Raw genomic sequence first — 19,885 nt, forward strand, 5'->3', positions numbered from 1 at the left:
GCCACGTTCCTTCAATTGTTCGCGAGTCAGGGCACCCCCAAGCGCCCAAATTGTCCTGCGTTATAGGGACAGCGCGAAAAGGTTCAAGGGGTATCGGAAACAGGGGTGAAATTGCCGCTTTCCCCTCTTTCCCTCGGCACCGTATTCTCTATACCGCGCAGCACGGCAAATGAGGATGCAGGTGCGTATTCGTTTCGATCAGGGCCCGGCCGGGCAAGGGACCACTTTTGACCGGCCCACGCAGGTGATCCGCGCCGACCGCGCGGAGGACGTGCTCCACTCGTTGGAGGCGCTGGATTCCGCGCGCGCGGATGGTGCGTGGTTGGCCGGTTATGCCAGCTATGAGCTTGGTTATGCGCTGGAGCCGAGGTTGTCCGCGCGGATGCCCGAGGGCCGCCGCCTGCCATTGCTGTGCTTTGGCGTCTTTGACGCGCCAGCCCAAAGCAACCTGCCTGCGCCTGCGGGTGGAATGACCGGTTTCGCGCCTCTCTGGGACGAAGCGCGTTATACGCGCGCCTTCAACCGAGTGCACGAGGCCATCGGCGCGGGCGATATCTATCAGGCAAACCTGACCTTTCCGATTGACCTGATGCTCGAAGGCGCCAGCGCTGCGCTTTATGCCGCGCTGGCGGCGGGTCAGCCCGTGGGCCACGGCGCGCTTGTGCAGCAGGACGGGTTGCCTGACTTGCTCAGCCGCTCGCCCGAGCTGTTTTTCCGTACCGATGCCGACCGTTTGATCGAAACGCGCCCGATGAAAGGCACCCAACCGCGCAGCGAAGACTTGGCCGAAGACGCCCGCCGCCGCGATTTCCTGTCGACCGATGCAAAGAACCGGGCCGAGAACTTGATGATCGTCGACCTGCTGCGCAACGATATCAGCCGTGTGGCGCTGCCCGGTTCGGTCAACGTGCCCGAACTGTTCAAGGTCGAAACCTACGCGACCGTGCATCAGATGATCTCGCTGGTGCAGGCGCAGCTGCATCTGGGGGCCGAGCTTTCGGACATTCTGATGGCGCTTTTCCCCTGCGGCTCGATCACCGGTGCGCCCAAAATCCGCGCGATGGAGATTCTGTCCGATCTCGAACCCTGGCCGCGCGACATCTATTGCGGTGCCATCGGCTGGGCCGCGCCGGATGGGCGGTCGGAATTTAACGTTGCCATCCGCACGCTGATGGTCGAGGGCGGCAAAGCCACACTGAATGTGGGCGGCGGCGTGGTCTGGGACAGCACCGCCCCATCCGAATATGAGGAGGCGCTATGGAAAGCCCGCTTCGCCCGCCAGATGATCCTGACTTCCGCCTGATCGAAACGCTGGCCTTCCGGCCGAGGCAGGGGTTTGTGCGCCGTGATCGCCATTTGGCCCGCATGGGTCGCTCCGCTGCGGCGCTAGGAGTGCCGTTTGATCGGGACCGAGCGTTTGCCGCTTTGGAAGGTGTCGCGGGTCCATCCCTTCTGTGTTGTCGCCTGACGCTGGACGCAGCGGGCGCTGTAGAGGTGACGACCGGCGCACTGGCCGAGAACCCGCCGCTCTGGCGGGTGGCAATAGCGGATCAGCGTCTGCAGGCCTCGGATGTATGGTTGCAGCACAAGACAACGCAGCGCGCTTTGTACGATGACGCCCGCGCATCGCTGCCACCGGGGATAGATGAGTTGCTGTTCCTGAACGAGCGCGATGAACTGTGTGAGGGCACGATCACCAACCTGTTTGTACACATGGCGGATGGCCGGCGATTGACACCTGCGTTGTTCAGCGGCGTCCTGCCTGGCATTCTGCGCGAAGAATTGCTGGATAATAAACAGGTTACCGCGGCCCCGGTGACCTTGACCGATCTGCAAAACGCGGAAAAACTCTATGTCGGAAATTCTCTACGTGGTCTGATCCGGGCGGAGTTGGCAATACAGTGAGCAAACAAACCGATTGGGCCGAAAGTGCGGCACCGCTATTGCGGTTGCGGCTGGAGTTCTGTCTGTTTTTTGTTGTAGTACCGGTGTTGATCGCGGTGTTTTTCCCGCCGAACTGGATGTTTCCGTCGCTATTTACCTTTACGGCCATCGGCATCGTCCTGCTGCATTACACGCCGGGATTTGCGTGGGCAGAGCTTCGATACAACCCTTATAACTGGTCCTGGACCGAAGTTGCCATTTTCGCAATCTTGATGACCGGGTTCTGTGTGGCCTTGGTCATGATCGCCCGGCCCGAGGCGGCCTTTTTCCTGCTGCGCGAACGGCCGCAGATGCTGTTGGTGATCTGGATGTTCTATCCGATTGTCTCGGCCCTGCCGCAAGAGCTACTGTTTCGGTCGCTGTTCTTTCGCCGCTATCACGCGATCCTGCCCGGCGAACGCGCGGCCTATCTACTGAACGCCGGGCTGTTTTCGCTGGCTCACCTGATGTACTGGAGCTGGATCGTCGCTGTCATGACCTTTGCGGGCGGGCTACTGTTCACCTGGGCCTATCGCAGGCGCGGTTCGTTTTTCTATGCGGTGCTGCTGCATGCGATTGCGGGCAATATCACCTTTGCGGTCGGTCTGGGCATCTATTTCTACTCGGGCAACGTGCAAAGGCCGTTTTGAGCGGGATACCTGCCTTGACTTTCGCGGCCCGACGGGGTGTATCGGCGCGACGAATTCTGCGCCCGAAGGGATATGATCCATGCACGCCTATCGCAGCCACACCTGCGCCGCTCTGACCGCCGCCAATGTCGGTGAAACCGTCCGCCTGTCTGGCTGGGTGCATCGGGTCCGCGACCACGGTGGCGTGCTTTTCATCGACCTGCGCGATCACTTTGGTGTGACCCAAGTTCTGTGCGACGGCGACAGTGCCGCCTTTGCCGAGCTGGAAAAAGTACGCTCCGAATGGTGTATCCGCATCGACGGTACCGTCAAAGCGCGCGACCCGGAACTGGTGAACCCTAAACTGCCCACCGGTGAGGTTGAAGTCTATGTGCGCGAGCTAGAGGTGCTGGGCGCAGCCGACGAACTGCCGTTGATGGTGTTCGGTGATCAGGAATACCCCGAGGAAACCCGCCTGCGCTATCGCTATCTGGACCTGCGCCGCGAGGCGATGCAGCAGAACATGACCCTGCGCTCGGACGTTGTCGCCTCGATGCGCCGCCGCATGTGGGATCAGGGCTTCCGCGAATATCAGACGCCGATCATCACGGCGTCCTCGCCCGAAGGCGCGCGCGACTTTCTGGTGCCCTCGCGCCTGCATCCGGGCAAGTTCTATGCGCTGCCGCAGGCCCCGCAGCAGTTCAAACAGCTGATCATGGTGTCGGGCTTCGACAAGTATTTCCAGATCGCTCCGTGCTTCCGCGATGAAGACCCTCGCGCCGACCGCTCGCCCACCGATTTCTATCAGCTTGACCTTGAGATGTCCTTTGTTGAGCAGCAGGACGTGTTTGACACGATCCAGCCCGTTCTGACCGGCGTGTTCGAGGAATTTGGGGGTGGCCGCAAGGTCGATCAGGAGTGGCCGCAGATCTCCTACAAGGACGCGGCCCTATGGTACGGCAGCGACAAGCCCGACCTGCGGAACCCGATTAAAATGCAAGTGGTCTCCGACCACTTCCGCGGGTCTGGCTTCGCGATTTTCGCAAAGCTGTTGGAGCAGGACGGCACCGAAATCCGCGCTATCCCAGCGCCGACCGGGGGCAGCCGCAAGTTCTGTGACCGTATGAATGCGTTTGCGCAGAAAGAGGGTCTGCCGGGGATGGGTTACATCTTCTGGCGTGATCAAGGCGAGGGGATGGAGGCCGCAGGTCCGCTGGCCAAGAACATCGGTCCTGAGCGCACTGAGGCGATCCGTCAGCAGCTGGGTCTTGGCGTCGGCGATGCCGCGTTCTTCCTGGGCGGCAAGCCGAAAGCCTTTGAAAAGGTCGCCGGTAAGGCGCGTGATGTTATTGGCGAAGAGCTTGGCCTGACTGAGAAAGACCGCTTTGCATTTGCTTGGATCGTCGATTTCCCCATCTATGAGCAGGACGAAGAAACCGGCGCGATTGACTTTGAACATAACCCATTCTCGATGCCGCAAGGCGGGATGGAGGCGCTGAATGGCAACCCTCTGGACGTGCGCGGCTATCAGTACGATCTGGCCTGCAACGGGTATGAGCTGGTTTCGGGTGCGATCAGGAACCACAAGCCCGAGATCATGTTGAAGGCATTTGAACTGGCAGGCTATGGCGCGGATGAGGTGAAATCCCGATTTGGTGCGTTGTTCAACGCGTTCCACTATGGCGCACCGCCCCACGGTGGTTGTGCTGCAGGTATCGACCGGATCGTGATGTTGCTGGCGGATGAAGCTAACATCCGCGAAGTCATGATGTTCCCGATGAACCAGCGCGCCGAAGATTTGATGATGGACGCTCCGTCCGATCCAAGCTCGGATCAGTTGATGGAACTGGGACTGAGGATCATCCCGCAGGAATAACAAAAACCCGTCGCATCCTTTGCGGCGGGTTTTTTCTGTACGCCAAGCTATATCCGTCCGGTCTTTTCCAGCGGATCGCTGACCTCGTCGCGGGCTGCCCTAATATTGCGTGCTGCAAGTCTTGTCTGGCAATAAACCCACAGGCAGACCAAACCTGCGGTTACAAAATAGGCGGTTGCCATCTCAGATAGCCTCGCGCTGTTCAAGTCGCGCCTGAACAATGCCGGCCACCTGAGCCGCAAGTGCCGTTACCGGAGTGCCACTCGCGCGTGACTCAGCAAGTTTGCTGGCAGCATCAGCCAGAATCGTGTCTTCGGCATCGCGTGCAACGCCACGAAGGAATTGCGCCGCATAGTCCAAACTGCGGTGATCGTTCGGCCCGGCAAGAACATCAGCGATATGGGCCATATCGTCCTGATAGGCCATTGGGTCCGGGTGTATAACTTCGTCCCGGACAGCGTGCAGACTGTGAGGGCGGCGGTCCGCGGGCAGACGCTCTAAAATCGACTTCTGAAAATAGGAAAGGGATTTTAGGGGTTTGGCCAGAAACCCATCGGCCCCAGCGGTTTGCGCATCCTTCTGTGCGTAGTCATCCCCGGACATACCCAGAATGGCACCGATCCGCGGCACAGCCTCGGTTAGTTCGGCGATCAAATCAGCGCCGGACCCGTCAGGCAGGCCCATATCGACCAGAATTACCGAGGGGCGATAAATCTGCAGGTGTCTACGGGCCGATTTCAAGCAATCTGCGCGTCGAATACGTGCGCCAGAGTGCAAACACATCAGGCGTATCGCATCGCAGGCATAGCGGCTGTCTTCGACAACCAAAATCGTTTGACCCAGCAGCGGCCGCGTCGCCGTTGGCTGCGCGGGCGAGGTGAAGGGGTTCGAATCGTCCATGGCAGAACTCCTATTCAGCAGATGCCTTCAGGCTAGGAACTTCTGGCTAACACGACGTTAACGGCAATTTGGCGCACTTGTTCTTTGCCCGGACACGCCCCATAACCGCTGCAACGCAGAGAACAGAGGAGAGTTCCATGATTGGTCGTCTGAACCACGTCGCCATCGCCGTGCCGGACCTAGAGGCCGCATCGGCGCAGTACCGCAACGCGCTGGGCGCCAAAGTCGGTGCACCGCAGGACGAGCCCGATCACGGGGTGACCGTTGTGTTCATCGAACTGCCAAACACCAAGATCGAACTGCTGTATCCGCTGGGCGATGACAGCCCGATCAACGGATTTCTGGAAAAGAACCCCGCTGGTGGCATCCACCATGTCTGCTATGAGGTCGAGGATATCATCGCCGCCCGTGATCATCTGAAAGAAACCGGCGCGCGTGTGCTAGGATCTGGTGAGCCCAAGATCGGGGCGCATGGCAAGCCGGTGCTGTTTCTGCACCCCAAGGACTTTAACGGCTGTCTGGTCGAGCTAGAACAGGTTTAACCAAAGCGAGGATGTCATGACCATTACTGCTGCACTCGTCCTGTTTGCCGTCATCTGGTTCATGACGTTGCTGATCGTGCTGCCGATCCGTATCAAGACGCAGGGGGATCTGAACGAGATCGTGCCGGGTACCCATGCGGGTGCGCCAGAAGTCCACCACATGAAAAAGAAGATGTGGATCACCACCGGGATTTCCGTGGTGCTGTGGGCGATTATCGCCGGGATCATCGTTTCCGGCGTGATCTCGGTCCGCGATTTCGACTGGCTGAACCAGTTGGAGCCCAGGGGATAACTGTCAGGGCGTCGGCCCTGACAGTTTGTGATAGATGTGGGTGAATGTAGCCGCACCGATGATCGGAATCACAAGGTTCACTAGCGGTACTGACAGCGGGATGGCCATCAGTGTGCCGGCAAGCCAAATGGTTGACGTGTGTTTTGCGCGCAGCTTCCGCGCTTCTTCGCGCCCGATCCGGCGCATTGCGGCTAGGGTGAAATATTCCCGTCCCAGCAAAAAGCCATTCATGGCCCAAAAGATAAACGGAGCCAAAGGCGAAAAGATCACATACAGGATCAACGCCAGAAGGTTGGCCACAATCAGCACGCCCATAAAGCTGAGCGCATCTCGGACACCGTCGCTAAACGGGATGCCGGGTACGGCGGGCAGCGTGGGATAATGCTTGTCTTCGACCGCCTGCGCGACCTCTTCGAGAAACATCGAAATGATGGCCGAGGCGACGGGCATCATCAAGAATACCGGCAGCACCAGAACGACAAAGATGCCCGAATAGTTCAGCACGTCGTTCAGCCATGAGACTGTACCGATCCAAGGCAACGAGATTTCACTGCTTGCCAACCAGTTAATCAACCAAATCGCCGCTGCGCAGCCCGCAATCAGAAGAATGATCGTTAACCCGACACCGCGCAAAAGGACCGAGCGGAACTTCGGGTCGCTGATCTGACCAAGCGCCGCGAAGAACGCGTTGAGGATCATCATTCGGACACCCATTCGGTCAGCGCGGCCACGTCGGGTCGAGGGCGTTCAGGCGGTGTGACAGATTCTGTGGCGATGTGGATAAAGCCTGCGATCCGTTCATTGTCCTTTAGACCCAAAGTTTCGCGGCAGAACTCGGGGTCATGCGATTGCCAGCCAGACAGCCAGTTTGCCCCCCAACCGGCCGCCAAAGCCGCGTTTAGCAAGCCAAGGCAAACCGTGCCTGCCGAATACGTTTGCTCGATTGAAGGCACCTTGTCAGACGGTTTTTGGACCTCAACCACAGCGACAGCCAACTGACCCATGTCGAATTGGCTGCGGGTCTTATTGATATCTTCCGGAGTTTTGCCCAAACGCTCGCCGCAGGTCTGTGTCAGGGCAGAAAGCCTGGGCATCGCGCCTTTCTCGATCACAATAAACCGCCACGGTTCCAGCTTGCCGTGATCGGGGCTGCGAGCGGCGGCTGTCAGCAAAGGCAACAGCTCTTCGCGGGTCGGGGCAGGGGCGACCAGCGTCTTTGCGGGCCGGGACCGGCGCGTTTGCAGAAACTCAAGGGCGGCCGGGTTCTTCAAGGACATATGTTAACTTCCTTCACATAGGCAGATTGTATCTGGTTGAGCATCTGGCAGGTTTCAAGAGCAAACGGCTGGACTGCGAGGATCATTTCCATCTCACGCCATAGGGTGCAAGGGTGTTTGGGAACAGGAGGTCCGCATGGCAAAGCCAAAACTGCGAAACGTGCCGGATTTAACCGGCATTGCTCTTCCAGGGGCTGAGATCAACGTGAAGGTAACACCCAAAGCTGCCTTGGACCGGATCACGCTTGATGGCGGTTTAATTCGCGTCTACGTCACCGCCCCGCCCGCCGAAGGTAAGGCCAACGACGCAGTGCGCCGGGTTCTTGCGATTGCGTTAGGCGTTCCGGCGACTTCACTGAAACTAAGGCGGGGGCAGACATCACGGGACAAGCTGTTTGTCTATGACCCTTGATCCGGTGTCTCGTGGATTTGGTAAACCCCCTCGGGCAGGTCAAGGGCAGCAGCTAGATCGCGAACCTGCTCGGGCGATAGTGTGATTTTCTGCACTTTGTCGGTCCGTGGATCCAGTTGTTCCAGCGTGACGCATTCGGCAAAATTGTTGATGATTACGTCCTCCTGCAAAGGCTTTTGGCCCTCGTCCACCAGAGTAATCACTGTCGAGTCGAATTCATGCTCAATCGAAAACATGTGATCAGATTGCCGGGCGTTTAACGCCATTGCAACCCGTTCAAACGCATTCAACCAGTGGCGGTCTTATTCTGGGCGCGCTATGTTCGAAAAAAGCGGCAGGACCGTTTAAAGGGATGATGAATGCGCTGTCTGATTGCTTTGATTTTACCTGTGGTGTTGGCAGCTTGCACAGCCGATACGCTGCGTGTTCAACCCGTTGAAGACTGGCAACAGGATTCTACCGGTTTTGCGGTTCAGGCAACCGCTTTTCAGGAGATCAGCCGGAGGGTCGGCCGACAGGCTCGCAGTGAATGCCTGAAACGGGAAGGTGTCAGGAATTGCGACTTTACCATTGTTGTTGACCTGAACCCCAAAGCCCCCGCAAATGCCTTTCAAACGCTGGACGATAAGGATCAACCGGTAATCATCTTTACAAGGGCCATGATTCAGTCGGCTGAGAATGCGGATGAATTGGCCTTTGTTATGGGGCATGAGGCCGCCCATCACATCCTGCGGCACATTCCCCGGCAATCAGTGAATGCCCGCGAAAGTGCTGCCATTTTTGGTGAACTGGCCCGGCTTGGCGGGGCGCAAGGTGCAGATGTGGAAGAGGCGCAGAAGCTAGGTGCTCAGGTCGGGGCGCAAGTCTATATCAAGGACTTCGAGCTTGAGGCCGACGCGCTTGGTACCGTTATCACTTACAAGGCAGGTTATAACCCACTTGTTGGGGCCAAGTACTTCGATCGCATTCTAGACCCCGAAGACAGTTTTCTAAGCACTCATCCGCCCAATGCAAAACGGGTTCAGGTTGTGGTGGATACAGCGCGCCAGCTTGGGTTGACGCAATGACCGGGTTGAAATGCTTGGGGGTGGTTCTGACTGACCGGGGATCAAAATACGCCGTGTCGGGTGCTCCGGTCGCATCGCGGGCCGATGTGGAAGCCGTTTTGAAGACGCTGAAATCGGATAAGAGTTATGCCAAGGCAACGCACAACACTTGGGCTGCGACACTGCCGACGGGTGCGTTAAAGGCGGATGACGGTGAAGCCGGGGCTGCCATGGTTATTCTGCGGATGATGGAACGTGCGGCTTTGGACGGGCACGTTATCATCGTAACGCGTTGGTATGGTGGTAAAAAACTGGGCGGAGACCGGTTCCGCCGCGTTCAGGATGCAACACGAGCCTATCTGGACCAGATCGTTGCAGAGTGTTGACCTGAGTCAAGGGCGTCGCAGCAGCTTTCGGATACTCTGATCAAAACGTGTCAGGGAAAGGATGCCGAATGCCCAGCCGAGAAACGTTGAAGCAGCACGCAAGTCTGGTTGATCGAATGGCAACGCGGGTCGGTATCGACCTTGAAGATGCGGCGATCCGGGGGGATGTGTCGATCGATCAGATATCAGAGGCGGTGCTGCGCTGCGCGGAATGCGGAAATCCCGGACACTGCAAAACCCTAATGGAGCAAGACGCGACATTGCCGTCGGCACCAGAATATTGCCGCAATAAGGATCTGTTTTCTCAACTGGTCTCGTCGGTGGCTATGTCATGCAAAAATTAGGGAACGTTATGACTCATCTGCGGCTGGTGCTGCGTATGGGAAAGGCGACAGGCACAGATGTGACTTCGGCTCATCGACAAGGGCGTCTTAGTCAGCAGGATTGGGCAAGAATGGTGAGATCCTGTCAGGGATGCAATTGGGCCGAACGATGCCCAGACTGGCTGTCTGATGCCCAAAATGCGGTATGCGCGCCGCAGACCTGCCCAAACCGAGAGCGGTTTGCAGAACTAAAGGTGCAACAAATGCAGGAGACCCAATAATGCGGGACGTTCTAGGCGAAGTGGAGATGCATTTCTGGCTTACGCGGTCTATGGCCAGATGTATCGACTTATCGCTGTCGGAGGCAATGGCAGAGGGCAGGCTCAGTGCAGATGATTACGCGACTATGGTGACGCGATGCAGGGCCTCGAAATGCAGCGGTCAATGCGCCGGATGGCTTGCGGACCAGCAAGCAGGGGCCGACAAGGCCCCCGGCTTTTGCGCCAATGCCGAGACTTTGAACGCCTTGAAGGCTTAGAGCTTTGAATGGGATCCGTCGCAAAGCGGCGGATTAGCGCTGTGTTTGCATCCGCAAAAAAACACCTTCTTGGTGCTTTCAGCGGTGTATTTGACTGGCTCAATACCGCTGCCCTTGTGAGACCCATCGCAAAACGGCTGGCGCTTCGACTGTCCGCACGCACACCAGAAGTAGTTTTTGCCCTCGGTCACCTCGACCGGGTATGGGGCTTTCTGAGCGATAATTGGCTCATCTGACATTTGGCTGCTCCTTTTCTTGGCGTGTGTTGTCCGATGGTTCTAGTTCAAATCCTTTGAAACTCTAGCAACGGTCGGATATTCCGCCACAACGGCGTAGAATTGCTGGCCTCACATTTTTGTGATCGGATTTGTTGCAAATTTGCCAGCGAAGTCGTATTTTGAGACTGGCCCCGAATTTCTGGGGAATATCAGGAAATTAATAAAGGAATGACGGACATGAAATTGAAATTCGCTACAGTTGGCGCGTTTGCATTGATCTTGGGCGCGTGTTCGCAACAGGAAGAACCGGCACCGGTTTATATCACTCCTGAATACGACAAGGTTGGAAACCCAAGCTGCCCTGCGGGTACTCAGCTGGCAACGACCGAAGCAGGTCAGACAGTTTGTGACCCCGTCGCACAATAACCATATCGCGGGCGACCTTCGCAGGGTCGCCCGTTTCCAGAAACGTGCCGCCCTTTGGGCGGTTTTTTCTTGCCTGCAGCCCCCGGATTGAGGTTTTGTCCGCTCTACTGTTATGCAGAGGGCGCATGAAAAACTTTCTGATCCGATTAAAACACCGCACAGTCTGGAGTTGGCAAGGACTGGCCGCCACGTGGCGCGACGAGTATTCGTTTCGTGTTTGGGGCTGGGCTAATCTCATTTCTGCTGGGCTTGCGGTTGCTTTGCCTCTTACAGGCAGTCTGCGCGCGCTAATCATCGTGCTGGGCATATTGGTTATGGTCGCCGAGCTGTTCAACACGGCGATCGAACGGGCTGTGGATCACACATCCACCGACCACAGCATATTGGCTGGTCAAGCCAAGGACGCCGCCAGCGCGGCGGTTGCGCTGACAGCCGTTGCCGCCGGGGTTGTATGGGTTATTGGCCTGATCACACTGATCTGACGCGGGCTATTTGATTCGATATCTTGCAAACCCGCGATGGAATTTATGATGTCGAAACCCACGGCGTCGCGGCGTATAGTATTTATAGTATTTCTTTTTGTGCCGCTTGAACGACGAGCGATGGTGCTTTTTTACCGGTTTCGCGTGATGTAATTTTGCTTTTGCAGCAGGTTTATGCACTTTCGGCGCGATAAAATGCCGATGTACCCGCGCTTTTCCGCGATGCGAAATGCCGAAGGATTTCACCCCGGAAAGCGTAACTTTGGCCGAACTGCCATGTCGGTGGTCAGCGGCGGCAGGGGCCGCAATCAGTTGAGCGGCAAGCACCGCCACTGCTAATTTCGCCGCGAAGGGACGCAGTTTAGTCATGATAACCCTCCTTCTTGCGTGTTGAGGTCTCATGTCTATGTGGGGCGCCGAGTGGTTGATCTCCAATAAACTCGGCTCACGTTTCGACTATAATCAGTGACCGATCAGGCCAGTTTGCCCCAGAGATCGTATTCCCCCGCTTCATCCACTTCGACCGAGACAATATCGCCGGGTTTGAGATCCGCGAACTCTTCGTCAATGAACAAATTGCCATCGATCTCGGGCGCGTCGGCCTTGGTGCGGCAGGTGGCGGCCTCGTCATCGACCTCATCCACGATCACGTCCAGCGTTTGTCCAACCTTTGCGGCAAGCTTTGCCTCGGATATCGCTTGCGCCTTTTCCATGAAGCGTTCCCAGCGGTCCTGTTTGACCTCGGCCGGGACATGATCAGGCAGATCGTTCGAGCGCGCCCCGTCCACGTTTTCGTACTGAAAGCAGCCAACGCGATCCAGCTGCGCCTCGTCCATCCAATCCAGCAAAGTCTGGAACTCGGCCTCGGTCTCACCGGGATAGCCGACGATAAAGGTCGAACGCAGGGTGATGTCGGGACAGGTGGCGCGCCATGCGGCGATCTCGTCCAGCGTTTTGGCAGCCGCCGCCGGGCGTGCCATACGTTTCAGAACGTCTGGATGGGCGTGCTGGAACGGAATATCCAGATAGGGCAGCACGTTGCAGCCCGCATCTGCCATCAGCGGGATCAACTCGCGCACATGCGGATAGGGATAGACGTAGTGCAGGCGTACCCAGGCATCGAATTGCCCCAGCTCGCGCGCCAGATCGGTGATGTGGCTGCGGACCTCGCGATCTTTCCACGGGTTCACGTCATATTTGCGGTCCAACCCATAGGCCGACGTGTCCTGAGAGATCACCAGCAGCTCGCGCACGCCATTGTCGACCAGCTTTTCGGCCTCGCGCAGCACCGCGTGGGCCGGGCGGCTGGCCAGCTTACCGCGCATGTCGGGGATAATGCAGAACTTGCACTTGTGGTTACAGCCCTCGGATATTTTCAAATAGCTGTAATGGCGCGGGGTCAATTGCACGCTGGCGGCGGGCAGCAGGTCTACGAACGGATCGGGATCTGGTGGAACCGCCTGATGCACGGCGTCCAGCACCTGTTCATACTGATGTGGCCCGGTGACGGCCATGATGCGCGGATGATGCTCGCGGATGTAATCCGGCTCGGCCCCCAGACAACCCGTGACGATAACCTTGCCGTTTTCGACCAGAGCTTCTCCGATTGCGTCCAGTGATTCTGCTTTGGCGCTGTCAAGGAACCCGCAGGTGTTCACGATCACGGCATCCGCCCCTGAATAGTCCGGAGAAATACCGTACCCTTCCGCCCGCAGACGGGTCAGGATGCGTTCACTGTCCACCAAAGCCTTGGGGCAGCCCAGCGACACCATACCAATGGTCGGCTGGTTCGCGCGGGGCGCTTCGGTGATCCGGGCGGCAGGCGCCAGGTCGGGGCGTAGGTTCGGCGGGTTTGTACTCATGGCGCGGCATATAGTGGGGAATGCTTCCCCTTGCAAATGCACTGAAGGCCAAGAATGATCATTTCCAAACAAGCCAAAGGGCGGAGAGCAGAAAAATGAAATGGCTGTTGCGCATTGTTTTCCTTTTTATAGCGGTGCTTGGGCTGGTAATCGGCGCTTTGCTACTGATGCCAGGTGACAAGTTGGCATCCATACTGGCTGAGCAGGTCAAAGCGGAAACCGGTCGCGATCTGAACCTGTCGGGCGATGTCCGTTTATCGTTCTGGCCTGTCTTGGGAATGGAAACCGGCCCCGTTGCCTTTGGTAACGCGCCTTGGGCAGGCTCCGATCCGATGCTGAGCGCCCAAAGCCTGGCCGTGGGCGTTGACGCGGCGGCGCTGATGGGGGGCGATTTGCGGATCAAACGGATCATTGCCGAAAACCCGACACTGCGGCTGGAATTGTCGGATGGGCGCGGGAACTGGGAGTTCACTTCGGCAACCCCGAATGAGGGCACCACCAGCGCAGCGGCGACCCCAGCGCAAGGGCAGCAAGGCGCGGTGACATTGGACCGACTGCAGTTAACGAACGCGCGGCTTGTCTATGTCGAGAATGGTGCCACTCGGTATGATTTCGACAATGTCGATCTGGCCGCAAGTTGGCCGGACCCGAGTGCGCCTATGACCCTCGAAGCCCAAATGACGGTGCCGGGTGGCGCTGTGGACGTAGATCTGACGATTCCTGACCTTCCCGCCTATGCTTCGGGTGTTGCGACGCCTTTGACCGTGACGTTGACCGCACCCGGCGGAGACGTACGATTTGATGGCCGCGTTAACCTCGCTGGTGAGATGGACGGCAATTTCCACGTCAGAACGCAAAACACCGAGCGGATGCTGGCAGCCTTCGGTCAAGCTGGCGTTGGCGTACCACTGGGGTTGGGGACGGCGGCAGACATATCGGGGTATGTGACTTACACGCAGGATGGTCGCATTTCTGTTCGCGATATGGTTGCTCAACTGGACGAAAACCGAGTGACCGGCGAGGCGGATATTCTGATCTCGGATCCTCCACAAATCACGGCGCGGCTGGACGCTGGTGACTTGGACCTGTCGAAATACAACACGGCCCCGGCAGGCCGGTCAGGCGAAACAAGCACAGGTCCGGTTAAAGACACAGGGTGGTCCACCGATCCTATCGACGCATCGGCTTTGGCACTGGCGAACGGAAAAATTCGGCTGAAGGCCAGCTCGATCGCGGTTCCGGGACTGACCTTGGGCCCCAGTGATCTGACGCTGAACCTTGATCGGTCTCGCGCAGTTCTACAGATGAATCCGGCCAGCTTGTTTTCGGGTCAGTTGACCGGGCAGGTCGTAGCCAATAACCGAAGCGGATTGTCGGTCGGCGGTGACCTCAAGGCCGAGGGCATCGACATCGAACAGGCTTTGACTGCGCTTGCGGGTGTCGATCGTCTGTCAGGGACTGGGACAGGTTCGTTCAAGTTCCTCGGTGTCGGCCAAACCGAAGATCAGATCATGCGCTCGCTCAGCGGCGATGGGCGGATGGATGTTGGCGCCGGGGTCATCAGCGGATTTGATCTGGACCGTCTGATGGGGCGCAGCTCGGAAACGGGTGGGACAACCGTCTTCAACAGCCTTTCAGCAAGTTTCACCTTGGATCAAGGCGTGCTTAGGAACGACGACTTGTTGATGTCACTCAAGAATTTCCGTGCGGATGGTGAGGGGCGTGTGGGCATTGGCGCGCGTGACATCGATTATCTTTTCACCCCTACAGCATTGCGGGCTAACGCAGGTCAGGGGCTTTCGGTACCCGTTCGCATTGTCGGCCCCTGGAGCAATCCATCGATCCAACCTGACTTAAGTAAAGTGCTTGAAGCGGCAGCAGAGGGCAAAGTCAAAGAGTTGGAGGATGATGCCAAGCAAAAAGTTCTGGAAAAGGTTGGCGATGAGCTTGGAGTTACGGTGACCGACACGGAAAGCATCGAAGATGCGGTAAAAAACAAGCTGCAGGAAGAGGCTGCAAAAGGGTTATTGAAACTCTTGGGCGCTGATTGAGAGGGCAGGGGGCGTAAAGTGCACCCCATGCCGGTTCAGATGGTTTGGTCGTAGTCGCCGACGCCAGGTTCCGTTCGAATAACGGCGTCGATATCAGCGAAAATCGCACGCATCTCTTCTTCGCTTTCGCTGCTTTCGCATACGACAACCAGATTGGGCGTGTTGGACGATGCGCGAACCAATCCCCAGCTGCCATTGTCCAGAATGACACGGGCTCCGTTGACAGTGACCACCTCTTTTATGTTGCGCCCTGCGAAAGTCTCGCCAGCTTCGGATTTGGCGACCAGCTTGTCGACCAGACGCTTTAGGATGTCGTATTTTTCGGTATCCGCCGCGTAGGGTGACATGGTCGGGGTCGACCAAGTCTTGGGGAGGGCCTTGCGTAGATCAGACATGCTTTTGTCGGGGTTTCGATCCATAAGCTTGCAGATCTCAACCGCCACGCGCATCCCGCAATCATAACCACGCCCGATGGGTTCAGCCAAGAAGTAGTGGCCCGACTTTTCGAAACCAGCTAGCGCATTGATTTCCTTAACCCGCCGCTTCATATGGCTGTGGCCCGTCTTCCAGTAATCCGCTTTTACGCCGTGGGCCTGCAACTCGGGGTCACTGGCAAACAGGCCGGTGGATTTCACATCGGCCACAAAGGTGGAATTCGGGTACAGCTTGGCCAGATCGCGAGCCATGATCACTCCGACCTTGTCGGCAAATATCTCCTCGCCCTCGTCATCTACAACGCCGCAACGATCGCCATCACCGTCAAACCCAAGCGCCATGTCGGCACCGCTGGATTTCACGCTGTCGGCCATGTCGTGCAACATCTCCATGGCTTCGGGGTTGGGGTTGTAGTTGGGAAAGGTATAATCCAGCCGGTTATGACTGGGTACAACCTCGACCCCCATTCGTTCAAAGACCTCGGGTGCGAAGGCCGACGCAGTTCCATTGCCCGTCGCGCAGACGACTTTCAGCGGGCGGGACATTTTGAAATCGCCGACCAGATCGTCGATATACGCCTCTTTCACCCCGTCGACAAATTCATACGAACCGCCTTCGTGCGGCTGACCTTCGCCGTTCAGAACAATGTCGCGCAGCTCGGACATTTCATCGGGACCATGGGTCAACGGACGCTCAAACCCCATTTTGACCCCTGTCCAGCCGTTCGGGTTGTGGCTGGCCGTGACCATCGCAACCGCAGGCACATCCAGATGGAACTGCGCGAAGTAAGCCATCGGGCTAAGTGCCGGGCCGATATCCTTGACCTGTATCCCCGCCTGCATCAGCCCCAAGATCAGTGCGTTCTTAATCGCAAGAGAATAGTCTCGATAGTCGTTGCCAACCGCGATCACCGGCGCGATTCCGCGGCGACGCATCTGTGTTCCAAGACCCAGACCCAGCGCTGTCATGCCCGGCAAGTTGATCTCTTCGGGGTATTTCCAACGCGCGTCGTATTCACGAAAACCCGTTGGCTTGATCATTGCGTCGCGCAGAAATGTCCAGGTATTCGGGGTCACCTCGGGGAGTGGTTTGGTCATCAAGAATCTCGGTTGTTAAATCTGAATCGGATTGGCTTTGGCAAGCGTATCAAATCGCATCAATGTATCAATCAGTTGAGGCATCTGATCCAGGTAAATCATATTCGGGCCATCACATGGCGCATTGTCCGGATCCTGATGCGTTTCCATAAAGACGCCAGCAACGCCAACAGCAACGGCCGAACGCGCCATAACAGGCGCAAATTCGCGCTGGCCACCTGATGCGCCGCCCAAACCGCCGGGTTGAGCCACAGTGTGCGTGGCGTCCATGATCACCGGATACCCGGTTCGCGCCATTTCCGGTAGCGATTGCATATCGACCACCAGACGGTTGTAGCCAAAGCTGACGCCACGCTCGGTCAACATGATGTTGTAATTGTCGGTGCTTTCGATCTTGGCAGCAACATTTTGCATGTCCCAAGGGGCCAGGAACTGTCCTTTCTTGACGTTCACCACCGCGCCTGTTGCGCCTGCCGCCTTAAGCAAGGCAGTCTGGCGACACAGAAACGCAGGGATCTGAAGGATATCGCACACCTCGGCCACTGGGGCGCATTGTTCTTTCTCATGTACATCGGTGGTAACTGGCACCCCGATGCTGTCCTTGACCGATTGCAGAACGGCCAACCCCTTTTCCAACCCCAAAGCAGGGGCGGCATTTACCGAGGTGCGGTTGGCCTTGTCGAACGAGCCCTTGAACACGTATTGCGCGCCCGCGGCGTCGCACGCCTCTTTCATTTTACCGGCGATCATTTGGGCATGATCTGCGCTTTCAAGCTGGCAGGGGCCGGCAATGATTGTCAGAGGCAGATCATTGCCGACCTTGAGATCGGAGATTTTTACATGTTTCATGTGTCTTACGAGGATACCTGTTCACGAAGGACCGACGCGGTAAGCGAGATCAACAGGTAGATACCAGCAAACAACAGGAATGCCAAAATCGTATTTTCGAATTTGCGCGGGTAAGTGGGGTCCTGACTGGGCACAGGATTAACCGAGACTGTCAGATATCTAACCTTACGGTTAGCCTCGGTCCGGGTGGTTTCCATTTGCTGCATAGCGTTTTGCAGCATCATATCCCGGGCAATCAAATCGGCCTGAGCCATTTGAAGGCGCACGCTAAGCTGGGCAAGCGAATTTTCGCCTGCCGAGACATCCAGCATCTGTGCATTAAGCTCATCCAGGACTTGTTCAAGACGACGGATATCTGCACGCGCGCCATCGACCTTGGCTTGGTTGGGCCGCAGGTTGTCCAGCAAAGCAGCCAATTGCAGTTCTTTGTCTTGAATCTCGGTTTCCAGCGCGTTGATGCGCCCGCGCAGACCAGCGATCACGTTTTCAGGGTCCAGCAAAGCACCTTGCAACTGCAACTCGATCAAGTCTTCCTGCGCTTTTCGGCGCTCGGCCTGGGCCAACTCGAATCCGGCGCGGGCCTCGCGCATCTGGTCTTCGCGTTTCAACTCGGTCAGTCCGTTGATCGTTTCTTCAGCATAGGACAACAAGCGCTCGGACAGACCGACGGCAAGCTCGGCCGATGGGGCGGCAACCTCCATCCGTATGATCCCGTCGCTTGGGTCATATCCGATCGTTATCATCCGTTTGAACAGCTTGTAGGTTTCTTCCAGACTGGCATCAGGCGACAGGCGCTGAATTGGATCAATCCACTCCTGTTTGAAGATTTCGGCGAAGCCCATGTCCCGATCCAACCGAAGAAGGGCATCTTTGGATTCCAGGAACTCCTGCGTCGCCACCGAGTCCTGCGCTGTGGCATATTGCGTACCGGCCAAAAACCCACGGAACGATGCGCCCCCGCCATCGGCCTGAAGAATCGAGAAAGCCGAATCGCTGGCATACATTGGGGTCGCGTAGCGATAGAAATAGGTGCCCACGATTAGCGTCGGAAGCAGAACAAATGCAGCGAGGCGCGCGAACAATGCCATCAGCTTGCGCCTGCGTCTGCGAGCAATGTCCCTTTGGATCTCCTTGATCTCAATCTCGCGACGCTCTGCCGGGTTCATTTCGGGGCCAGGCAGGGTTTGAGCGGCTTCAGAAAACGTTTGGGGCAGTTGGATGGTGATTTTGTCCTTGGTCTCACCCTCAGTGCGTTTCTTCTCAACGGCTAGATCTAAAAGGTTAGCCCGCTCAAACGGGTCGATACCTTTTTTCCGCAAAAGACGTACGGCATCATAATCCGAGGTCGCGGCAAGCCCGTTTTTCTGAGCAAGACGTCGTGCTACCCTAAGCTGCCGTCCGGTCAGCCCTTCGCGTTTGATCTCGTCGATTTCAGTAGCAGTCTGCGACTCGTTTGCGGCGGCCGGAGCCTGCGTTGCCTTGCGAATACGCGAGATCGCCTCAGCGCGCGCTTCAGGGTCGCCAGAGCCTTTGCGTTTGCGGCGCAGGTTGTAGATGCTAGCCTTGGGTTTGGTAGTCATATAGCTGCTTAGCCTCTTCCAAGGTGTCAAACATGTAAAGCTGACCGTCCACGAGAACGGCAGCCTGACGGGCGAATTTTTCCAGCACTGCAGGGCTGTGGGATACGATGACCAACGTGGTCGTGCGCAACCTTTCCCTCAGAATGTCACCGGCTTTCCTGTTGAATTCGACATCCGTGGTGGCGGGCATGCCTTCGTCAATCAGATACATGTCGAAATCAAGTGCCAGCATCAAGGCAAAGGTGAAACGGGCCTTCATGCCCGATGAATACGTGGCCATTGGCTGGTCAAAATACTCGCCCAGATTGCACAGCCATTTACAATAGGCTTCGACGTAATCGGGATCCATGCCATAGATTTTCGCGATATATCGCGCGTTTTCCAGTGCCGAAAGCTTGTTCGCAACGCCACCAGTGAACCCCATCGGAAACGAAATCCGGCAGGACTTGCGGATCACGCCTTCATCCGGTTTCTCTAACCCGGCCATCATGTTGATCAGTGTTGTTTTGCCAGTGCCGTTCGGGGCAAGCACGCCCAGAGATTTTCCAAGCTCAACCCTGAACGACACCCGGTCCAGGATCACCTTGCGGCGCGTCCCGGTCCAGAAAGACTTACTGACGTTCTCAAACTCAAGCATACTGGGCCTGCTACATATGTCTTTTTATTGCACCGACCAAGCCGGTGATGCCGCGTTCACGCGTGCTGCATTATGTCGAAAAATGAGGGGGGGGATCAATGCGT

General features: G+C 57.2%; 26 protein-coding genes. 15 read left to right on the forward strand and 11 right to left on the reverse strand.

The features are described 5' to 3' along the window. The first annotated feature begins 175 nt into the window (after positions 1-175). From ABWV79_RS17700 to aspS, 4 genes are all read left to right on the forward strand, one after another. Positions 176-1,303 (forward strand): aminodeoxychorismate synthase component I, encoded by a 1,128-nt coding sequence (locus ABWV79_RS17700; protein WP_353393605.1) that lies wholly within the window; start codon positions 176-178, stop codon positions 1,301-1,303. Next, positions 1,258-1,905, forward strand: a complete 648-nt coding sequence (locus tag ABWV79_RS17705) for an aminotransferase class IV family protein (RefSeq protein WP_353393607.1) — start codon at positions 1,258-1,260, stop codon at positions 1,903-1,905. Before ABWV79_RS17700 ends, ABWV79_RS17705 begins: the two co-directional genes overlap by 46 nt. Beyond that, positions 1,902-2,573, forward strand: a complete 672-nt coding sequence (locus ABWV79_RS17710) for a CPBP family intramembrane glutamic endopeptidase (RefSeq protein WP_353393609.1) — start codon at positions 1,902-1,904, stop codon at positions 2,571-2,573. Before ABWV79_RS17705 ends, ABWV79_RS17710 begins: the two co-directional genes overlap by 4 nt. A gap of 79 nt (positions 2,574-2,652) precedes the next feature. Continuing rightward, positions 2,653-4,428, forward strand: a complete 1,776-nt coding sequence (gene aspS / locus ABWV79_RS17715) for an aspartate--tRNA ligase (protein WP_353393611.1) — start codon at positions 2,653-2,655, stop codon at positions 4,426-4,428. A gap of 183 nt (positions 4,429-4,611) precedes the next feature. Here aspS and ABWV79_RS17720 read toward each other — a convergent pair whose 3' ends face one another. Then, a complete protein-coding gene (locus ABWV79_RS17720) occupies positions 4,612-5,328 on the reverse strand; it encodes a response regulator (RefSeq protein ID WP_353393613.1) in 717 nt (238 codons plus the stop codon). 137 nt (positions 5,329-5,465) lie between these two features. On the opposite strand from ABWV79_RS17720, the gene mce reads away from it, so the two are divergent. Beyond that, positions 5,466-5,870 (forward strand): methylmalonyl-CoA epimerase, encoded by a 405-nt coding sequence (gene mce, locus ABWV79_RS17725; protein ID WP_170352375.1) that lies wholly within the window; start codon positions 5,466-5,468, stop codon positions 5,868-5,870. A 16-nt stretch (positions 5,871-5,886) separates the two neighbouring features. After that, positions 5,887-6,162, forward strand: a complete 276-nt coding sequence (locus ABWV79_RS17730; RefSeq protein ID WP_170352376.1) for a DUF1467 family protein — start codon at positions 5,887-5,889, stop codon at positions 6,160-6,162. Positions 6,163-6,165: 3 nt separating this feature from the next. Here ABWV79_RS17730 and ABWV79_RS17735 read toward each other — a convergent pair whose 3' ends face one another. Beyond that, positions 6,166-6,861, reverse strand: coding sequence for an EI24 domain-containing protein (locus ABWV79_RS17735; RefSeq protein ID WP_353393904.1), 696 nt, complete (start codon positions 6,859-6,861; stop codon positions 6,166-6,168). Then, on the reverse strand, positions 6,861-7,439 hold the full coding sequence (locus tag ABWV79_RS17740; RefSeq protein WP_353393615.1) for a nitroreductase family protein: 579 nt from the start codon (positions 7,437-7,439) through the stop codon (positions 6,861-6,863). Before ABWV79_RS17740 ends, ABWV79_RS17735 begins: the two co-directional genes overlap by 1 nt. Positions 7,440-7,575: 136 nt before the next feature. Here ABWV79_RS17740 and ABWV79_RS17745 point away from each other — a divergent pair, with 136 nt between their 5' ends. Next, complete coding sequence (locus tag ABWV79_RS17745) at positions 7,576-7,851, forward strand: DUF167 domain-containing protein (RefSeq protein ID WP_170352378.1); 276 nt, start codon at positions 7,576-7,578, stop codon at positions 7,849-7,851. Here ABWV79_RS17745 and ABWV79_RS17750 read toward each other — a convergent pair. After that, complete coding sequence (locus ABWV79_RS17750; protein WP_353393906.1) at positions 7,839-8,087, reverse strand: DUF8831 family protein; 249 nt, start codon at positions 8,085-8,087, stop codon at positions 7,839-7,841. The two genes, ABWV79_RS17745 and ABWV79_RS17750, sit on opposite strands and share 13 nt — an antisense overlap. A gap of 123 nt (positions 8,088-8,210) precedes the next feature. Here ABWV79_RS17750 and ABWV79_RS17755 point away from each other — a divergent pair, with 123 nt between their 5' ends. From ABWV79_RS17755 to ABWV79_RS17775, 5 genes are all read left to right on the forward strand, one after another. After that, positions 8,211-8,918: a M48 family metallopeptidase gene (locus ABWV79_RS17755; protein WP_353393617.1), complete on the forward strand. Its 708-nt coding sequence runs from the start codon at positions 8,211-8,213 to the stop codon at positions 8,916-8,918. Then, complete coding sequence (locus ABWV79_RS17760) at positions 8,915-9,283, forward strand: YigZ family protein (protein WP_170352381.1); 369 nt, start codon at positions 8,915-8,917, stop codon at positions 9,281-9,283. The genes ABWV79_RS17755 and ABWV79_RS17760 overlap by 4 nt, the downstream gene beginning before the upstream one ends. A gap of 68 nt (positions 9,284-9,351) precedes the next feature. Next, positions 9,352-9,627 (forward strand): DUF6455 family protein, encoded by a 276-nt coding sequence (locus ABWV79_RS17765; RefSeq protein WP_170352382.1) that lies wholly within the window; start codon positions 9,352-9,354, stop codon positions 9,625-9,627. Positions 9,628-9,662: 35 nt separating this feature from the next. Beyond that, positions 9,663-9,887, forward strand: coding sequence for a DUF6455 family protein (locus ABWV79_RS17770; protein ID WP_353393907.1), 225 nt, complete (start codon positions 9,663-9,665; stop codon positions 9,885-9,887). Continuing rightward, positions 9,887-10,144 (forward strand): DUF6455 family protein, encoded by a 258-nt coding sequence (locus ABWV79_RS17775; protein ID WP_170352383.1) that lies wholly within the window; start codon positions 9,887-9,889, stop codon positions 10,142-10,144. Before ABWV79_RS17770 ends, ABWV79_RS17775 begins: the two co-directional genes overlap by 1 nt. Here ABWV79_RS17775 and ABWV79_RS17780 read toward each other — a convergent pair. Beyond that, entirely contained in the window at positions 10,141-10,383 is a 243-nt protein-coding gene (locus tag ABWV79_RS17780) for a CDGSH iron-sulfur domain-containing protein (RefSeq protein ID WP_170352384.1), read from the reverse strand. The two genes, ABWV79_RS17775 and ABWV79_RS17780, sit on opposite strands and share 4 nt — an antisense overlap. A gap of 216 nt (positions 10,384-10,599) precedes the next feature. Here ABWV79_RS17780 and ABWV79_RS17785 point away from each other — a divergent pair, with 216 nt between their 5' ends. Both ABWV79_RS17785 and ABWV79_RS17790 read left to right on the forward strand, forming a co-directional pair. Next, the gene (locus ABWV79_RS17785) at positions 10,600-10,788 is read left to right on the forward strand and encodes a hypothetical protein (RefSeq protein ID WP_170352385.1); all 189 of its coding nucleotides are present in this window, start codon (positions 10,600-10,602) and stop codon (positions 10,786-10,788) included. Between the two features lie 125 nt (positions 10,789-10,913). Next, entirely contained in the window at positions 10,914-11,270 is a 357-nt protein-coding gene (locus tag ABWV79_RS17790) for a diacylglycerol kinase (RefSeq protein ID WP_170352386.1), read from the forward strand. Positions 11,271-11,276: 6 nt separating this feature from the next. On the opposite strand, the gene ABWV79_RS17795 is transcribed toward ABWV79_RS17790, so the two are convergent. Beyond that, entirely contained in the window at positions 11,277-11,639 is a 363-nt protein-coding gene (locus tag ABWV79_RS17795) for a hypothetical protein (RefSeq protein WP_353393621.1), read from the reverse strand. A gap of 104 nt (positions 11,640-11,743) precedes the next feature. Continuing rightward, a complete protein-coding gene (rimO, locus tag ABWV79_RS17800) occupies positions 11,744-13,132 on the reverse strand; it encodes a 30S ribosomal protein S12 methylthiotransferase RimO (RefSeq protein WP_170352388.1) in 1,389 nt (462 codons plus the stop codon). Between the two features lie 95 nt (positions 13,133-13,227). Here rimO and ABWV79_RS17805 point away from each other — a divergent pair, with 95 nt between their 5' ends. Beyond that, positions 13,228-15,183 (forward strand): AsmA family protein, encoded by a 1,956-nt coding sequence (locus ABWV79_RS17805; protein WP_353393623.1) that lies wholly within the window; start codon positions 13,228-13,230, stop codon positions 15,181-15,183. Between the two features lie 35 nt (positions 15,184-15,218). On the opposite strand, the gene ABWV79_RS17810 is transcribed toward ABWV79_RS17805, so the two are convergent. Genes ABWV79_RS17810 through ABWV79_RS17825 form a run of 4 tightly spaced genes read right to left on the reverse strand, consistent with a single transcriptional unit; the run spans position 15,219 to position 19,781 of the window. Beyond that, positions 15,219-16,715, reverse strand: a complete 1,497-nt coding sequence (locus ABWV79_RS17810; RefSeq protein ID WP_209194960.1) for a phosphomannomutase/phosphoglucomutase — start codon at positions 16,713-16,715, stop codon at positions 15,219-15,221. A gap of 15 nt (positions 16,716-16,730) precedes the next feature. Next, complete coding sequence (kdsA, locus tag ABWV79_RS17815) at positions 16,731-17,564, reverse strand: 3-deoxy-8-phosphooctulonate synthase (RefSeq protein WP_353393625.1); 834 nt, start codon at positions 17,562-17,564, stop codon at positions 16,731-16,733. Between the two features lie 5 nt (positions 17,565-17,569). Further along, complete coding sequence (locus ABWV79_RS17820) at positions 17,570-19,144, reverse strand: KpsE/RkpR family capsule polysaccharide export protein (protein ID WP_353393627.1); 1,575 nt, start codon at positions 19,142-19,144, stop codon at positions 17,570-17,572. Beyond that, the gene (locus ABWV79_RS17825; protein WP_170352393.1) at positions 19,122-19,781 is read right to left on the reverse strand and encodes an ABC transporter ATP-binding protein; all 660 of its coding nucleotides are present in this window, start codon (positions 19,779-19,781) and stop codon (positions 19,122-19,124) included. The genes ABWV79_RS17820 and ABWV79_RS17825 overlap by 23 nt, the downstream gene beginning before the upstream one ends. Positions 19,782-19,885: the final 104 nt, after the last annotated feature.

Source organism: Ruegeria sp. HU-ET01832 (genome assembly GCF_040371315.1).
Lineage (GTDB): Bacteria > Pseudomonadota > Alphaproteobacteria > Rhodobacterales > Rhodobacteraceae > Ruegeria > Ruegeria lacuscaerulensis_A.

Coding starts and splice junctions, on each gene's coding strand:
- ABWV79_RS17700 (WP_353393605.1), top strand. CDS start 176: ATGCAGGTGCGTATTCGTTTCGATCAGGGCCCGGCCGGGCAAGGGACC.
- ABWV79_RS17705 (WP_353393607.1), top strand. CDS start 1,258: ATGGAAAGCCCGCTTCGCCCGCCAGATGATCCTGACTTCCGCCTGATC.
- aspS (WP_353393611.1), top strand. CDS start 2,653: ATGCACGCCTATCGCAGCCACACCTGCGCCGCTCTGACCGCCGCCAAT.
- ABWV79_RS17720 (WP_353393613.1), bottom strand. CDS start 5,328: ATGGACGATTCGAACCCCTTCACCTCGCCCGCGCAGCCAACGGCGACG.
- mce (WP_170352375.1), top strand. CDS start 5,466: ATGATTGGTCGTCTGAACCACGTCGCCATCGCCGTGCCGGACCTAGAG.
- ABWV79_RS17730 (WP_170352376.1), top strand. CDS start 5,887: ATGACCATTACTGCTGCACTCGTCCTGTTTGCCGTCATCTGGTTCATG.
- ABWV79_RS17735 (WP_353393904.1), bottom strand. CDS start 6,861: ATGATCCTCAACGCGTTCTTCGCGGCGCTTGGTCAGATCAGCGACCCG.
- ABWV79_RS17740 (WP_353393615.1), bottom strand. CDS start 7,439: ATGTCCTTGAAGAACCCGGCCGCCCTTGAGTTTCTGCAAACGCGCCGG.
- ABWV79_RS17745 (WP_170352378.1), top strand. CDS start 7,576: ATGGCAAAGCCAAAACTGCGAAACGTGCCGGATTTAACCGGCATTGCT.
- ABWV79_RS17750 (WP_353393906.1), bottom strand. CDS start 8,087: ATGTTTTCGATTGAGCATGAATTCGACTCGACAGTGATTACTCTGGTG.
- ABWV79_RS17755 (WP_353393617.1), top strand. CDS start 8,211: ATGCGCTGTCTGATTGCTTTGATTTTACCTGTGGTGTTGGCAGCTTGC.
- ABWV79_RS17760 (WP_170352381.1), top strand. CDS start 8,915: ATGACCGGGTTGAAATGCTTGGGGGTGGTTCTGACTGACCGGGGATCA.
- ABWV79_RS17765 (WP_170352382.1), top strand. CDS start 9,352: ATGCCCAGCCGAGAAACGTTGAAGCAGCACGCAAGTCTGGTTGATCGA.
- ABWV79_RS17770 (WP_353393907.1), top strand. CDS start 9,663: ATGGGAAAGGCGACAGGCACAGATGTGACTTCGGCTCATCGACAAGGG.
- ABWV79_RS17775 (WP_170352383.1), top strand. CDS start 9,887: ATGCGGGACGTTCTAGGCGAAGTGGAGATGCATTTCTGGCTTACGCGG.
- ABWV79_RS17780 (WP_170352384.1), bottom strand. CDS start 10,383: ATGTCAGATGAGCCAATTATCGCTCAGAAAGCCCCATACCCGGTCGAG.
- ABWV79_RS17785 (WP_170352385.1), top strand. CDS start 10,600: ATGAAATTGAAATTCGCTACAGTTGGCGCGTTTGCATTGATCTTGGGC.
- ABWV79_RS17790 (WP_170352386.1), top strand. CDS start 10,914: ATGAAAAACTTTCTGATCCGATTAAAACACCGCACAGTCTGGAGTTGG.
- ABWV79_RS17795 (WP_353393621.1), bottom strand. CDS start 11,639: ATGACTAAACTGCGTCCCTTCGCGGCGAAATTAGCAGTGGCGGTGCTT.
- rimO (WP_170352388.1), bottom strand. CDS start 13,132: ATGAGTACAAACCCGCCGAACCTACGCCCCGACCTGGCGCCTGCCGCC.
- ABWV79_RS17805 (WP_353393623.1), top strand. CDS start 13,228: ATGAAATGGCTGTTGCGCATTGTTTTCCTTTTTATAGCGGTGCTTGGG.
- ABWV79_RS17810 (WP_209194960.1), bottom strand. CDS start 16,715: ATGACCAAACCACTCCCCGAGGTGACCCCGAATACCTGGACATTTCTG.
- kdsA (WP_353393625.1), bottom strand. CDS start 17,564: ATGAAACATGTAAAAATCTCCGATCTCAAGGTCGGCAATGATCTGCCT.
- ABWV79_RS17820 (WP_353393627.1), bottom strand. CDS start 19,144: ATGACTACCAAACCCAAGGCTAGCATCTACAACCTGCGCCGCAAACGC.
- ABWV79_RS17825 (WP_170352393.1), bottom strand. CDS start 19,781: ATGCTTGAGTTTGAGAACGTCAGTAAGTCTTTCTGGACCGGGACGCGC.